Here is a 14,722-nt window from a genome sequence, read left to right on the forward strand (position 1 = left end):
TTATCGTTGATAAGTGCCAGAAGGAAGTCGGTTTCCGCGTATATTCAGCGCCCTGCCTCGTCCAACGCTGCGTTACGTGCTTCTTGGCGGAGTTCTTCGGCCGTCTTCTCAACGTTCGCAAACTCCGAACGGAGAGCATCGAGTGGGTTATCTTCGATTGGAATCAGCTTGATGCCGTCGTGTAGTTGGACGATATGGTAGTGTTCACCGTACCGCTCTCGGATCTCTATTGGGAGTGTAAGGCGTCCACGACCGTCCAGCGTCGCCTCGGACATATCTTTATCAAACGGTAGGCAGATATAAGATATTTCCCACAGTGTGTATTTCTACCCCACTCTAGTGGGTCTCTCTTGTTTGCTGTACATACTCTCTGTATCTCGCAAGCGCGTCCAGTCGGTCGCCGAGGGTTTTGAGCCGTCAAGGACTGAACGGCTCTCTATTAGCCACTGTCAGCACTCACAGGCACCAGTATCAACACGGGAAGATATGCACCCGCCACCGCGCTGGTTCACTCCTCGAAGGCCGCCGGATCGAAGGGGCTCGCTGCCTCCCAATAGCCTGAAAAAGCGTCTGCGGCCCACTCGCGGACCGCGGGGTCGTCGGTGTGGAGCGACGCCCGCAGGATACCGCCGCTGTCCCGGACGAGCAGGTAGACGGTCCCGTCGGTGACGGTGACCGCGACCGGGACCTCCTCGCGCCGGACGCGGATCTCCGCGTCGTCGCTCTCGGCCAACGCTCGCAGTTGCGACCAGAGGGTGTCGTCGGCCGCGAGCGCCTCGATAGCGGTGGCCGAGAGGACGGCCTCGAACGTCTGTTCGCCCGCGGTCACTCGGTCGAGGGCCGTCGCGAGGCTCTGCTCGTTGAGCGTGTGCGAGAACGCCTGTAGCGTCGTCGCGTCCGCCATCGCGTCGAGGACGCGCTGGAGCGGCGCGCTCGGGCGCGTCCGCGTCGGGACCGTCACCGTCGCGTCGGCGAGGTGGCTGAGATCGAAGCCGAGCTCCGCCGTCGGCAGGTACGCCACCACGTCCCGCAGTTTCGCCTCGGTCTCTAAGACGGACACGAGCGCCTCGACGCCGTCGGCGACGAGTTCGCCGGTGGCCGTGGCGACGTACTCGCTCCCGTCGCGTCTGACCCACGAGCGCTCGGCGAAGTCTTCGAGAATCCGCCCCAGCGTCGCCTGTGACGCCCCCGTGGCCGTCGCGAGCTCTCGCCGGGTGTGCGGTCGCGCCGCGAGCAGCTGCAACACCTCGACGCGGTTCGTCGACCGGGCGAGAAACTCGATCTCCTCGAGCGGGGCCTCCATACCCGATCCAGCGCCCACCGGGATAAACCGGCTTCGCTCGTCGCCGACCTTTCACGCCGTGAACGATCATCGCGACGTGCCGGGTGTTTCTCGCCGCGGAATATTTTCCGGATTTCGTTATACGTGTCCGGCCACTAGACATTATTGTGACGAGAAACTCGACGCAATTCAATCGTTCGTCCGAAAGCGCAGCCGAGGTGTTGGTGTAACGTGTTCACGCGACGCACCGGTGCGCTGTTTCTCGTCTCCGCCGTCCTCTTCGGCGGTACCTTCGTCGCGGCGAAGGCCGGGCTGGCACACATCCCGCCGCTGTTCTTCGTCGCCGTCCGGTTCGACATCGGCGCGCTCGTCCTCGCAGTGTTCGCGGCGACGCGGCTCTCGTGGGACGAGTTGCGCCCGCGGACCGCCGGCGACGTCGTCGGCATCGTCGCGACCGGCGTGATCGTCATCGGCCTGACGAACGCGTTGCTCTTCGTCGGCCAGCAGTACGTGTCGAGCGGCGTGGCAGCCGTCGTGTTCAGCCTGAACCCGATTCTGACCCCGGTGTTCGCCGCGCTCCTGCTCAGCGACGACCGCCTCTCCGCCCGCGGCTTCGCCGGCATGGCGCTCGGGCTGGCCGGCGTCGCGCTCGTCGCCGACCCCGACCCCTCGGCGCTTTCCGGCGGCGGCCTCGGCGTCCCGCTGCTGTTCGGCGCCGCCGTGACGAGCGCGCTCGGCGCCGTGCTGATCCGCCGTGCCGACGCGACCCTCTCGAGTACGGCGAGCACCGTCTGGGGCGTCCCGCTGGCGGCGGTCCTCTCGCACGCGCTGAGTTTCGGCGCCGGCGAGTCCGTCTCCGGGCTGTCGGTGCCGCCCGTCGCGCTCGCGGCGCTCCTGTACGTCGGCGTCTTCTCCGGGGCGATCGCCTACCTCGCGTACTTCGCGCTTATCAACGAGACCGACGCGACGCGCGCGAACCTCCTGTTTTACTTCGTCCCGGTCGTCTCCGCGGTGGGCGGCTGGGCGTTGCTGGGGGAGACGCTCTCGGTTCAGTCGCTGGCCGGATTCGGCGTCATCTTCGTCGGGTTCCTCCTCGTGAGCGGCCTCGCGAGGGCTCCGGTGCGCCTGCTCCGTCAGGTGGTCCCGGCGCGGTTCGTCGACGACGACCCGCTGTGAACATTAGTCGATTCCACGAGCTGCGAGCAGTGTTCCTGCAACAAGTACCGTGAGCGCGGCAAGGGTGCCAAACCCAGGCGTACTGTCGCTGGTAGTGTCATCGTTCGTGCCGTCGCTTATCGTAGTACTGTCGTTGGTCGTGGTGTTGTTGGCGTCGCTGGCAGTGGAGTTGTTGGTGTTGTCACCCGTCGTAGTGTCGTCGTCAGCGGTGTCGCCGTGAGGAGTACTACTATTGTCGGTTTCATTGCTGGTACTGTTGTCGTCAGAGTCACCCTCGCCGGTGCTAGTACTGCTGTCATCGTCTGCGACACTCCCGCCAGCGTCCTCATCAGTATCAGCGATACTATCGCCGCCACTGGTTGTACCATTATCACCCTCATTTTCACTGCCGGTGTCACTACTCTCAGTGTTGTCAGTTGCAGCGTTGGACGCCGCGACTGCGAACGGGGATAGTCCAGAAGTCGTGGCCGTAATTGTGACCTCGTTGTTGTTGCGTGATGACTCGGAGTCAGCAAGTTCTTTCCAAGACCCGTCTGTATAGTGTAGAAGAACGGCGTCTTCAACAGCGATGTCGCCAAGCGCAGACTTACTAACAGTTACTTTCAACTCAATATCCTTACTCACATCAGTATCTGCTTCAATATCGAGGTAGGTCGCAACAGTGTTGCTTGGCGTTGATGAGTTTCCAGTTGGGCTTGTCGACTCTGAGACGGTCACTCTACTCGCTGTTGAATTTGGCCGAAAAGTGAGACCTACACTCTGGACTTTCCCAGCGCCTTCAGAGAGGTCAACCAGAGATTGATCGTTCCCAGCGGGGCTACTCTCTCGGCTAAGAATATTCTTATCTTCTATTACAGCCGTTGCAAGTGTCTCCGTTGATTCAATCACACTACGGGGAGCTGGTTGATTGAGATAGCTTACGTTCATCACCACGTATCGGTCGTTAATCCCTGCGGTTGTACTAGCATACGGGCTCTCATCAAGAACTGAAGCGTCAGGCGTGGTAACGAGTAGCAGTTCTGGGTCTGATTCTAAGATTACTTCTGCAGAGAGTTGCGGGTACCCAGCGTGGTTCTTGGCAGCGACGTTGTTAGTGCCACCGACCTGCATAATCTCATTGATGAAGGTGTCATCTGCGGCGACGTATCCACCACCGAGAGGGTAAAGTGCATCCGGGCGGTTGAGATTAGCTGTTTGGTTCTTCACACGGTCGACAGTTGCGTTCATCTCCTCATTCGTACGATTTGCTTCATCACAGTTGCCAACGAGACGCCCAGTCCGCGTTGTTTTTGCTGCAATATCAGCAACAGAAGTCGCTTTTGGGAAGTGATAGACAGTCAGATTTTGTCTGCGTAACGAGGCAACATCACCAGCTGACGCATTTGGTGCCAGCACTAAGTCTGGCTCAGTACCAACTACTTTCTCAACGTTAACGCCGAATTCAGCGGACACATCCGTTTTATCATTAGTCCCATTCAGGTACGTTGCATACCGCGTAATACCAACAACACGATCATGAGCGCCGATCTCCCAAAGTGTTTGAGCGGCTGATGGATTCGTCGTTGTGATACGGTCTGGTCGCTCCTTGAGCGTGATGGTCGTACCTGTAGCATCAGTCAGCGAAACCGGAAAGCCACACGTCTCAGTATCTGTAGAATCATTATTACCAGCAGGTTGCTGTGACTCAATTTCACGTGAAAGCGTTTCAACCGACTCAATCACACTACGCGGTGCAGGCTGGTTAAGATAGTTCTCGTTCATTACGACATAATTCATCTCCTGTCCAGCAGTTGTGCTTGCGTATGGCTCTTCATCAAGGAGTGGAGCCTCAGGGTCTGTGACAAGTAGTAACTCGGGATCGGTTTCAATCACGACTTCAGCGCTTAATTGTGGGTAGCCGTCACCCTCCGCGGCGGCAATATTATTCGTGCCACCAATGCTCATTATCTCGTCAATAAATGTCTCATCACCGGCGACATATCCACCTCCGAGTGGATACAGTGTGTCAGGGCGATCAAAATCAGCAGTCCGGTTTGTGACATTATCAACAGCGGAATTCATTTCTTCATTCGTGCTGCTGGCTGCTTGACAGTTCCCAACTAGCTGCCCTATTGTTTCTGTCTTTTTTGCGATATCACTGATAGTGGTGGCTTCTGGAAAGTGATAGACAGTGAGTCCGACCTCACGTAGGTCTTCGACTTGGCCCGCTGATGCATTTGGTGCTAATACAAGGTCTGGGTTGGTCGCTACCACTTTTTCAACGCTAACGCCAAACCCAGCAGAAACGTTCGTTTTGTTCTCAGTCCCATTCAAGTACGTCGCAAACTGGGTAACCCCAACAACACGGTCTTGAGCACCAATCTCCCAGAGAGTTTGAGCAGCCGACGGATTTGTCGTTGTGATCCGACTTGGCGATTCAGTAAGCGTTACAGTAGTTCCTGTGGCGTCTGTTTTGTTGAGTGGGAAGTCACAGGTTGTCTCAGTCGTTGCTTGTAGCGGCGCATGAACTGCCGCACCATTCGACGGTTTGTCTGCTGTTAACTGACCAACTGACCCTGCCTGTGTTGATTGTCCTCCACCGGCTACGACTGGTGTACCGAGGAGTGATGTTACTACAAGTGCAGCTAGAAGAACGGCCTGGGTCCGCTTCATGTACCACCACCAGAGAGTAAACAATATAAATATGGTTATAACAACTCCACTTGTTATATCGGCAGAGAGTAACCGTCGAATATGTCGGCGGTGTTCAGATACGGATTGAAAGGTGAGGCGGTGCGTTTTCAAAGTGTTCTATGCCCGAAAACGACCGCCTCAGCGCTGTTTAGACGAGATCAACTTAGACTTTGTGTGGCGAGAGGCCGCGAAGGTTGAGCGTGGCTATGTCGTGATCGTTCCTGAGACGAGATCGAGGACCGTGTCACTGTTGAGATGCAACAGGTGCGTGGAAACGTTGCATTCGTAGATGTTGTCGAGCCTAATGCCCACAAAGAAGTTTAGCACTGCTGACAACCACTCACAAGTGGCCTATGAGGCCAAATTGGTGATCACTCGCAGGTGACATCCACTTCCTGCATCATTCTAACAGAGAGTTCGTTATTTTCGCCCACCGCGAACAGCATCACACTTAGGCCACCATCACTGGTTCCGTTACATCTTACCGAAACCTGAACACTATCGTCCGCACCAAGCGTCACTTCGCTGTTTGAGTTGCCCAGTGAGCCGTATGCGACGCTACCCGAGGTATCGACCTCTTGGACGGAGAGATCAATTTCTCGACCAAATTGGTTAGTGACACGCAATGCGCCTCCTGTCGACCCGTTTTTTATTGACGGATTGTGGCTCTCAACAGCCAGATAGGCACTTTCGTCGTCTGCGACGGCGACATCGACAGACCGTTCGGCCTGTATCGCGCTGTACCCGGCGGTCCCGGTGATGACTGTCGCGAGAACGAACAGAGCGAGAATCAGCCGCCGGTGTCTCACTCATCCACCTCCGGCGGCGGTCCGTCAGCGCCAAGCTTTCTTCCTCGAGCAACATAGGTATGTGCAATCGCGGAGACGACGAGCGCGACAACGAGAAAAGCCATCCATGCGAGGTCTGGTAACGTGCTAAACAGTACCGCGTCGGTCCATAGCGCCGACAACAACGCAGCCCCAACCGCCGCAAGGCCGAGGTAGTAGCCGTGCCACGGGATCTCGGGCTCAGTGACGACATCGAAGTACACATCGAGCTCCTCGGCGGCGGGCGTCGGACGCACAACGCCTGCACGCTTGTCGAACGAGACGACGTCGGCCTCGTCCATTTTCGGAAGGTGGCTCTGCTGGAGCGACACGTAACACGACTTTCGGGAGTCTGAATCCACTTCGGCAAGGGAAACCCCTGCTTCCCACGCGGCGACCCGCTTGGCCAGCCAGCCGAGGTCGGCCGCGTCCTCGTGCTGGCAGAGCGCGTGGAGCGCGAACCGTCGGCGTCGGTTCGACAACACGGAGAAGACCACCTCCTCGTCCAACTCAACGCCGGCACCGGATGTCAGCCAGTCGGTGGAGGACAGGTTCATCAAGTCACGCTAATGTTTTCCAACCAAATATATAGCCTTTTTGTCTTTTTTGGGAGACATTCGCGAAGTTATCAAAACACCCACCCCTCGCGAGGCGTCTCAGGTGACACTCCCGCCGTGCGTCGTTTCGGTCCCCGTAAACGACTCGTTACGCGGTCTCACCGAGCGGTTATCGTATCGAAACCGCTCGTTTCGACGTTTCAACGAACCGAAAACGAAGTGGTGTCCACCCACAGAGTTAGGTGGATCATGAGACGGCGGAAGCTACTTATCGGCATTGGCGCGGCCGCGGCGGGTGGGGGCGCGGCCTTCGGTACAGAAGCGTTCACCAGCGTACAGGCGGAGCGCAACGTGGATGTCGCGGTCGCGGGCGATCGGAGCTCGTTCATCGCGATCCAGCCACTCAGTAGTAACAATGCGGGCAAGTACGTAAACACGGAGAGCGACGATACGGTCGAAATCGAACTCGACGGTGGCAACAGCGGCTCTGGAGAGGGTGTCGCCCAAGACGCGATCACCCAACTCGAAGACCTGTTCCGGGTCGTCAATCAGGGCTCGCAGCCGGTCAGCGTCTACTTCGAGGACGACAGCGAGGCGGTTACCTTCCGCGTCACGCGGTCGACCGGCACCTCAACGAACGGGTCGAACGGGGAGTCGCTCGAAGGTGCGGACAACTCGGTCGAACTCGCGGTCGGCGAGCAGGTCGTGGTGGGGATGACCGTCGACACGCTGAACAACGACGTGAGCGGGCAGCTGCTCGACAGTGCTGTTCTGTATGCGGACGCGAACGCTTCCGCGCCGCAGCAGAGCATTCCCGAGCCGCAGTACATCGTTGACGGGGACGGTGACGAGCCGAATACGTTCGAAACGCTCTCAGCAGCTCTCGGCGAAGCCACCGCCGACTCGGTGATCGGTATCAGAGGTAATGCGGTTGTTACCGAGGATCCAGCCGAGTGGGATGCTAGTAAAGACTACATCGCGACTGAGGAAGATAATGATGATAAGTGGCTTAATATCGGGATGAACGGCGTCACCGTCACTGGCTTCGACGGCACGCCGGAAATTGAAACGCCGACGAGTCTGGGCGGCGGTGAGAAGTTCATCGAGGTCACTGGAAGCGGTGTCACCGTCCGGAATCTAGAGATCACCGACGACCTGTCTGCTCGCGGTAATCCGGGCGGTGGAAACCTCATCGTCAACGGTGACGACGCGACTGTCGACGGCGTCACGATTGACATCTCCGGCGGTCCAACCGGCAACGTGCCGCTCCGTGTCGCTGGCGGTGCGGACCCCACCGTCACCAACGCCGAGGTCCTCGGCGGACCGATCGCAGCGAACGGCGGCAGTGGTTCGGTGACGCTCACCGGTAACTACGTGGACACCGCAGGAGATAATGGAATCTGGTCGACACTAGATGCGGACTTCATGATTGAAAATAACCAAGTCGACAACCACGATACTGCAGGACCACATACGTCTGTGAGCAACGCCAAAGAAATCAAGCTCACCGGTCCCAACTCGGTCAACGGTGAGACCGACACGGCCGCTCAGATGGAGTCGCTGCTCACCGAGAACTCGGTGAACTCGGTTCAGGTGAGCGGCGATGCGGGCACCCGGGCCACGCCGGACATCGTCGGTAGCGACAAGCAGTTCGCCAGCGTCAACGAGGTGCTCAAGCCCGGTGTCCAGGGTGGGAGCGCGGGCGGCAGCAGCTCTAAGTCTGCCCTCGTCGCGCTGTTCGAAGACGGCGAGTACGGCTCGCTGAGAAGTCAGATCTTTGACAGCGCCATCACTCATGACCGCGACGGTGCTGTCATCAAGGGTCTCAGCAAGCCGACGATCACCTACACCGGGATGGCCGGCGGAGGCACCGATGTCGAATTAGCTGGGGACAACATCACTGTTCAGGACCTTGACCTCGTCTTCACCAACGATCCAGACGAGCAGTCTGTCAGCGGAGAACCGTTCCTAGACTTCGCCGGACAAGGCGGAACCGCTCGCAACATCGACGTGACCTACGATCCCCGGCCCCGGTCCGGTGCCGGCGGCCCGACCGGGTACGTCGACGTCAGCGGAAGCGGTACAATCACGTTCGAGGGCTGTACGTTCAGCGACACCACCTCGGGTGGAAGCAATCGCTACGTGTCGGCGAACGGACTGTACGATAACGGCGGTACGTTCGAACTGCTCGACTGCGTGTTCAACGACGGTACCCGGACCGACGCGAACGTCGGCGACTCCGGTACTGCTGTCTACAAGAACAACCAGTTCAACGCGACGCCTGCCGGTGGCACGGATTCGATCACCGGGAGTATGAGCGGCGGCGGCGAGTTCGACATCACTGACAACGACTTCGTCCCGGGTGCAGAAATGAAGATTACATCCTCATTAGCTGGCCGTGTAAACGATGTCACTAGTGGGGGAAGTGACGCCAAAGCGACACAATTATCGCAGGATAATGGCGTGGTCAAAATCAGAGTGAACGGTAACATTCTCGCCGGTTAAGCTTCTCAGCCATTATTTTATTTCAATCACCGATCCCAAATTGAGACCACCGCACAACAGTATGTAAACGCATTAGCACTGAAGTAGTGCTTCTGGTACTACTGTCGAGAGCGGGAGCAACGAATACATCTCATAGAAAACACAAAAAACTCATCCGTGAACACCCGCCCCCTCGTCGCTGCACTCGCCCTGCTCGCCCTCCTCGGAGCCGCAGCACCCCTCGCCAGCACCCAGGCCGCCGAGATCGGCGAGGGTGTCGCGATCCAGCCCGCGAACGGGCCGAACGGCGCGTACGCCCAAGTCGGCGACGACGGGGAGGTGTCGATCCAGCTCGACGGCGATGCGGCCGTGCCGGGTGGGAGCCTGCCGGCCGACGCGCTCGCGCACTTCGACGGCGTCTTCGTGGTGGTCAACACCAACACTGCCGGCGACGCGGAGGGCCAGCAGGCGTACGTCTACGTGCGCGACGAGGGCGGGGCCGCCGAGGACTTCGACTTCTACCGCGGGACCGCACCCGGCGGTCGCACGCCGATCGAGGGCCAAGACAACGCGATCCGGCTCGACACCGGCGAGTCCGCCCCGGTAGGGTTCGAGGTCGACACGCGTGGGGACTTCGAAGCGGCCGATCTCACCCTGACGGTCGTCGCGGAGGTCAGTGAGATCGCCGATGCGGTCCTCACGGTTGATACCGGCACGCCCACCGCCGGCCAACCGGTGACGTTCAACGCCACCGGCAGCGACGGCGACGCGATCGCGTACGCCTACGACTTCGACGACGGGACGATCGCAGGTGATGCCGGCCCGCAGGAGAATCATATCTTCACCGACCCTGGGACGTACAACGTGACGCTCACCGTCGAAGAGAAAGCTGCGCGTGCCCCCAACGGCTCTGATTCGGTCTCTCGGGAGGTCGTCGTCCTCGGCCCGCCGCAGACGGGTGACTTTGGTGAGGAGGTCGAAATCCCGAACGCCATCTCCGGGAGCGACGCCCCGGCCATCGAGTCGGTGACCGCAGATCCGGCGGCCGGGGCTAGTGACGACATCGTTGTCCGCGCGTTCGCCCCGGGGTCCGTCGAAGATGTCGCTGACGGCAACTCCCCGCAGGGGTCGGCGGTCGTCGGTGCGACCGACATCTCGGTTCCGGCTAACCCCGACGTCGACGCCACGATCACGATCGAGATCGACGCTTCGGCGGTCTCGACGGGGACCCCGGCCTCCGACCTCGCGCTCGAACGGTACAACGGTACGGCGTGGGAGCCACTCCCCACGGCCGTCCAGAGCACCACCGGGGACACAGTCACCGTGGTCGCGGAGACACCAGGCTTCTCGCCATTCGCAGTGACGATAAATCCCGACGCGCCGACGCTGGATCTTGGTGGTGGTGGCGGCGGCGGTGGCGGTGGCGGTGGCAGTGGCGGTGGCGGCGGCGGCGGTGGCGGCGGCGGCGGCGACGGCGCTGACGACACTGGTGGCGACGCCGAGGAGGATATCGAGGATCCGGATACCCCCGACGATGTGGACGACGGCGCAGACGAGCCGGTCGGCGAGGGCGATGACGAGCCGGTTGACGACACCAACGACGGTGCCGACGACCCGGCCAATGACGTTGACGACGCGACGCCGTCGGATGACCAGCCGCCGGACAGCGAACTCGCTGGAATCGGTCTTTTACCGACCCTCGGGATCGCGGCCGTGTTGGCAGTCTTAGCGGCGGTGGCCTTCATCCGCATTCGCCGCCGGGAGTGAGGCTCGCTGCATGGCCCCACGGTAGGTACCGTCACCACTCGCCCTTCTATAGCTCTCTTCGAGGAGAGAGTCTCGGTGTTTGCGCCAAGAGTGAATCCGATTATCGCCAACTTTTATATCATCGTGATAACTGTTTCACAATGAATGCGGGGAACAGCAGAGCGGTTGATTGAGGCTGTTATCATCCTTTTTGCGATCACCCTTCTTGCTGGACAAGTAGTTGGGCAGCCACTTTTGCTCGGATACGTCGAAACGGGGAGTATGGAACCGACGCTTGAACCTGGTGATGGGTTCATTTCACTGCCACCAGAGGTGGTCGGAGAGCTATCACCAGGTGACGTAATTGTATATCGAGCTAAGCAGGTAAACGGGGGTGGCCTGACCACACACCGCATTGTTGGTGAAACCGATCGGGGATACATAACGCAGGGTGACGCGAATCCATTTACTGACCAGTCAGCCGGAGAACCGCCAGTTCGCGATCCGCAAATTGTTGGTGTCGGTGTACGCGCAGCTGGTAACCTCGTTACTATCCCAGAACTTGGTACAGGTGTCGTCGCAATTCGGAGTATCGGTGGCGGGCTCCAGCAACGCGTTCCGGCTCATATGTGGGCTGGCGCCGGTGTTGCTGGGCTGGTTATACTGTTAGCCAGCGGTAGTGGTGGCGGGCGTCTAGATCGAACAGCACTCCAAGATCGTTCTACCGGCCACAATAGCGTGCAAGGACCGTCTGTTGGGCCGCGTCAAATAATCTTATTTTGTGGAGCGATTGTCATCGCAACGGCAACCGCAAGTGCTATTGCTCCGCTTGGCCCAACAGAATATCGGGTTGTGAGCGCCGAAGCCGACTTACCCGGTCCGAACGTCATCGCTGCAGGTGAGACAGAAACGACGACATATCGCGTTCCAGGTGGAACTATCCTGCCAGTTCAATATTACGTCGAGTCGGCTAGTGACGGTGTTGAGGTACTCAACGGGACCAGCAGCGGACGCATCCGACCAAGTGAATCAGCAAACGCCACGATCCGCTTGTCAGCACCTCCTGAAACGGGTGCATACAGACGGTATGTCCAAGAGTATCGATACCCGCTTGTGATACCCTCGTCGGTCGTTGAGTCCCTCTACCAAGTCGATCCCTTAGCCCCGATCCTCGTTCTCGATATGATCTTGGCGCTTCCGTTTCTGCTTGCGGCACGGTTTGTCAGTAACCGTCCGCAGGTTCGCGGTTCACCGGGTGTGAGTTCTGGTGGGAACCGTCTGCTTGGAGGGTCCCGTAATGACTGACACGAGCGACCAACTCGACAATGAGACTATTCTACGAATTCGAGACACGGTTGATACTCAGTACCTTCTTATTATTACCGTACTCATTTTGCTGATGACAGCGGGCCTGTGGGTTAGTTATACGACCCACGTAAGTCCAGAGACACAGACCGAAACCGAAGTCGTGTCACAGTGGAGTCGAACCGCGACGTTTGACCACGGCGCAACGGTGACTGGACAAAATCCGGTATACGACACAGGACAGAGCCTACAGAATCAACGGGCGTACTTTCCACTCATTTCCCCGGTCCTTTCTGGAGAGTATCAGTTCCAGTACGCTGCAAGTGGTGATGGCAACGTAGATGTTGACATTACGCTCCAATCAACCGTACAGAGCCGTAACGACGATATTGTATTTTGGCAACAGACTGATCAAATCGGGAGTGTCACGGCGGCAGACATAGATCCAGGAGGCACTACAAGTACCGCGTTTGAGTTCAATATGAACCAGACGCGAGTTCAGATAGAACGAGTCGAGGAGACATTTGGTGAGATACCAGGAGATCCGGTCGTAATTGTACAGGCACAGACTCGTATGACTGGCCGGATTAATGGTCAGCCGGTCAATCGTAAGTTCACTGATGAACTTCGATTGCTCCCAGATGGAGATACGTTCGTTGTCAATGATCCGGGAGAAGTGGAGAATACAAGCAGCCAAACCCAAGCATTCACCACCACACGTGAGTACTCACCTCTCAGGAGTCTTGGCGGCCCGGTCGTGTTTCTACTTAGCACCGCCGGTCTGAGTATCAGTATCTTTGCACGCCGCCGCGGGGTGATCACCTTGTCAACAACAGAACGCGATCAACTAGTTCGTTCCGAGTACTCTGAGTGGATATCCGCTGGTTCCCTCCCCAACCAGCTTGATCTTCAAGATCCGAATGTTGTTGAAATGAAGACGCTTGTTGGTCTCGTTAATGTTGCTGCAGATACAGGCGAACGGGTGGTGTATGACCAGGAACAGGAGCGATACGCCGTTCTCCACAGCAGTCGAGTCTTCATTTGTGAGCCGCCCCTAGAATGAACGGTGAATTTGGGACAGTGTGAGAGCATGATTGGCAGGTCGTCCATATTGGATCTCCTGCCGAAGTGAAAACCGGGAGACAGCGGAACCGTCTGAGTGCGCGGGACCGGATTCGAACCGGCGGACCCCTACGGGATAGCGTCCTAAGCGCTACGCCTTTGGCCTGGCTCGGCAACCCGCGCGCAACCCAGCGTACGCGCAACCGACTCAAGAACCTGACGAACCGACAGCACAAATACGACATATAAAATGGTGCGTACCACCCCACACGTAGGTTCGCGTGTTCTGCCGTTGAACCGACGCTGAGGCGACTTACCGTCTCCGAAGGCAGTTTTTCCGGCGTATCAGCAGTACTCGCAGTCGCAGTACGCCTCACAGACGGGATTGTCGCAGTCCGCGCCGCGCGCCGAGCAGTGTTCTCGGCCGTGTCGGATCAGGAGGACGTGAAGCGGGTAGATCAGCTCGTCGGGGACCAACTCGTCTAACGCGTCGTGTGCCGCCTCGTTCGACGCCGACTCCGGGACCAGCCCGAACCGCTTCGAGACGCGCTTGACGTGCGTGTCGACGGCCATCGTCGGCTTCCCGAAGTGGAAGTTCAACACGACGCTCGCGGTTTTCGGCCCCACGCCTTTGATCGCCGTCAGCCACCCCTTCGCGTCGTCGGTCGCCATCGCGTCGAGGAACGCGAGCGAGTAGGCGCCGCCCGTCTCCTCGCGGATCGCGGTCAGCGCACGCTGGATGCGCGCGGCCTTCTGGTCGGCCAGCCCCGCGACGCGAATCGTCTCCGCCAGCTCGTCGTGGTCGGCCGCCTCGATGGCCGCGAAGTCGTCGTAGCGGTCGAAAAGCGCCGCCGCGGCGCGGCTCGTGTTGGCGTCGGCGACGTTCTGCGAGAGAATCGTCGTCACCAGTTGGCGGACGCCCTCGCCCGGCTCCGCCGTCGGGTCGGCGCCGTGTTCGGCGACGCGGTCCACCGGCTCGTACAGCGCCACCAGCTCGTCGTGAAGCTCGCGAACCCGCGATTCGGTCCACGCGTGCGTCGACATACTCGGGGTACGGGCGGCGCGAACTTGAGGCCGGCGGCGCGGCGGGTCGCGGTCACCCTGCCCCGCCGTGCCCGCGCTCGCCGCGCGACCTTTTTAAACCGGTGTACCCAACCTCGGTCCATGTACCGAGCGAGCGACCGGGTCGACAACGCGGCGTGGCTCGACCGGCTCGCCGACGCGTGCGAGACGCTCGAACTCGACGAGGAGACGCTGTCGACGGCGACCGACCTGTTCCTCTCGCGCGCCCCCGACGACGAGCGCGGCAAGCGCGTCGCCGCCGCCGCCAGCCTCTACGCCGCCGCGCTGATCCGCAGCCAGGAGCGCCCGCAGTCCGCCGTCGCCGACGCGATGGACGTCTCTCGACTCTCCGTGCAAAAGCGGTGGAAGCCCATCTTAGAGGACGCCGGCTTCTCGCCGCCGACGTGGTGAACCGCGCCACGCCGAGCCGCTGCGCTGTCGCGACGCGAGAGTGACTTCGACGCGTCCGAGTTCACCCGTAGCCGTCGATACGTCACGACAGCCAGTCAGGTGAGACCAAATAACTCGCTTGCTACAGATTTATTTAG

The 14,722-nt window shown here is 59.4% G+C and carries 12 protein-coding genes, 1 tRNA gene and 2 pseudogenes; 6 read left to right on the forward strand and 9 right to left on the reverse strand.

The window, feature by feature from the left end; translation table 11 throughout:
- Window positions 1-44: 44 nt before the first annotated feature.
- Both DOS48_RS19295 and DOS48_RS19300 read right to left on the reverse strand, forming a co-directional pair.
- Window positions 45-275 carry an AbrB/MazE/SpoVT family DNA-binding domain-containing protein gene (locus DOS48_RS19295; protein WP_127117293.1) on the reverse strand — a complete coding sequence of 77 codons (231 nt, stop codon included), beginning with the start codon at window positions 273-275 and terminating at the stop codon, window positions 45-47.
- Between the two features lie 233 nt (window positions 276-508).
- Complete coding sequence (locus DOS48_RS19300) at window positions 509-1,303, reverse strand: winged helix-turn-helix domain-containing protein (RefSeq protein WP_127117294.1); 795 nt, start codon at window positions 1,301-1,303, stop codon at window positions 509-511.
- Window positions 1,304-1,513: 210 nt separating this feature from the next.
- Here DOS48_RS19300 and DOS48_RS19305 point away from each other — a divergent pair, with 210 nt between their 5' ends.
- Complete coding sequence (locus DOS48_RS19305; protein WP_127117295.1) at window positions 1,514-2,458, forward strand: DMT family transporter; 945 nt, start codon at window positions 1,514-1,516, stop codon at window positions 2,456-2,458.
- A 3-nt stretch (window positions 2,459-2,461) separates the two neighbouring features.
- On the opposite strand, the gene DOS48_RS29640 is transcribed toward DOS48_RS19305, so the two are convergent.
- From DOS48_RS29640 to DOS48_RS19325, 5 genes and pseudogenes are all read right to left on the reverse strand, one after another.
- Window positions 2,462-3,310: a PGF-pre-PGF domain-containing protein gene (locus tag DOS48_RS29640; protein WP_256370867.1), complete on the reverse strand. Its 849-nt coding sequence runs from the start codon at window positions 3,308-3,310 to the stop codon at window positions 2,462-2,464.
- A pseudogene (locus DOS48_RS29645) lies at window positions 3,311-4,084 on the reverse strand (PGF-CTERM-anchored ABC transporter substrate-binding protein); the annotation flags it as partial.
- Window positions 4,085-4,105: 21 nt separating this feature from the next.
- Window positions 4,106-5,110: pseudogene (locus tag DOS48_RS29650) on the reverse strand (PGF-CTERM-anchored ABC transporter substrate-binding protein); the annotation flags it as partial.
- A 392-nt stretch (window positions 5,111-5,502) separates the two neighbouring features.
- Entirely contained in the window at window positions 5,503-5,940 is a 438-nt protein-coding gene (locus DOS48_RS19320) for a hypothetical protein (protein WP_127117297.1), read from the reverse strand.
- On the reverse strand, window positions 5,937-6,515 hold the full coding sequence (locus DOS48_RS19325; protein ID WP_127117298.1) for a hypothetical protein: 579 nt from the start codon (window positions 6,513-6,515) through the stop codon (window positions 5,937-5,939). The genes DOS48_RS19320 and DOS48_RS19325 overlap by 4 nt, the downstream gene beginning before the upstream one ends.
- 249 nt (window positions 6,516-6,764) lie before the next feature.
- Between DOS48_RS19325 and DOS48_RS19330 the strand changes: the two genes are divergently transcribed.
- The 4 genes from DOS48_RS19330 (at window position 6,765) to DOS48_RS19345 (ending at window position 13,113) form a co-directional block, all read left to right on the forward strand.
- Entirely contained in the window at window positions 6,765-9,020 is a 2,256-nt protein-coding gene (locus tag DOS48_RS19330) for a hypothetical protein (RefSeq protein ID WP_127117299.1), read from the forward strand.
- Window positions 9,021-9,176: 156 nt separating this feature from the next.
- The gene (locus tag DOS48_RS19335; RefSeq protein WP_210755407.1) at window positions 9,177-10,766 is read left to right on the forward strand and encodes a PKD domain-containing protein; all 1,590 of its coding nucleotides are present in this window, start codon (window positions 9,177-9,179) and stop codon (window positions 10,764-10,766) included.
- 144 nt (window positions 10,767-10,910) lie between these two features.
- Window positions 10,911-12,050 (forward strand): S26 family signal peptidase, encoded by a 1,140-nt coding sequence (locus DOS48_RS19340; RefSeq protein ID WP_127117300.1) that lies wholly within the window; start codon window positions 10,911-10,913, stop codon window positions 12,048-12,050.
- Complete coding sequence (locus DOS48_RS19345) at window positions 12,043-13,113, forward strand: DUF5305 domain-containing protein (RefSeq protein ID WP_127117301.1); 1,071 nt, start codon at window positions 12,043-12,045, stop codon at window positions 13,111-13,113. The genes DOS48_RS19340 and DOS48_RS19345 overlap by 8 nt, the downstream gene beginning before the upstream one ends.
- 97 nt (window positions 13,114-13,210) lie before the next feature.
- Here the strand turns inward: DOS48_RS19345 and DOS48_RS19350 are convergent.
- Both DOS48_RS19350 and nth read right to left on the reverse strand, forming a co-directional pair.
- Window positions 13,211-13,295, reverse strand: a tRNA-Leu gene (locus DOS48_RS19350).
- 162 nt (window positions 13,296-13,457) lie between these two features.
- Complete coding sequence (gene nth, locus DOS48_RS19355) at window positions 13,458-14,156, reverse strand: endonuclease III (RefSeq protein ID WP_127117302.1); 699 nt, start codon at window positions 14,154-14,156, stop codon at window positions 13,458-13,460.
- A 120-nt stretch (window positions 14,157-14,276) separates the two neighbouring features.
- Here nth and DOS48_RS19360 point away from each other — a divergent pair, with 120 nt between their 5' ends.
- Window positions 14,277-14,585 carry a transcription initiation factor IIB family protein gene (locus tag DOS48_RS19360; protein ID WP_127117303.1) on the forward strand — a complete coding sequence of 103 codons (309 nt, stop codon included), beginning with the start codon at window positions 14,277-14,279 and terminating at the stop codon, window positions 14,583-14,585.
- Window positions 14,586-14,722 lie beyond the last annotated feature (137 nt).

This window comes from Halorubrum sp. PV6 (assembly GCF_003990725.2).
In the GTDB taxonomy this organism is placed as follows: Archaea; Halobacteriota; Halobacteria; order Halobacteriales; family Haloferacaceae; genus Halorubrum.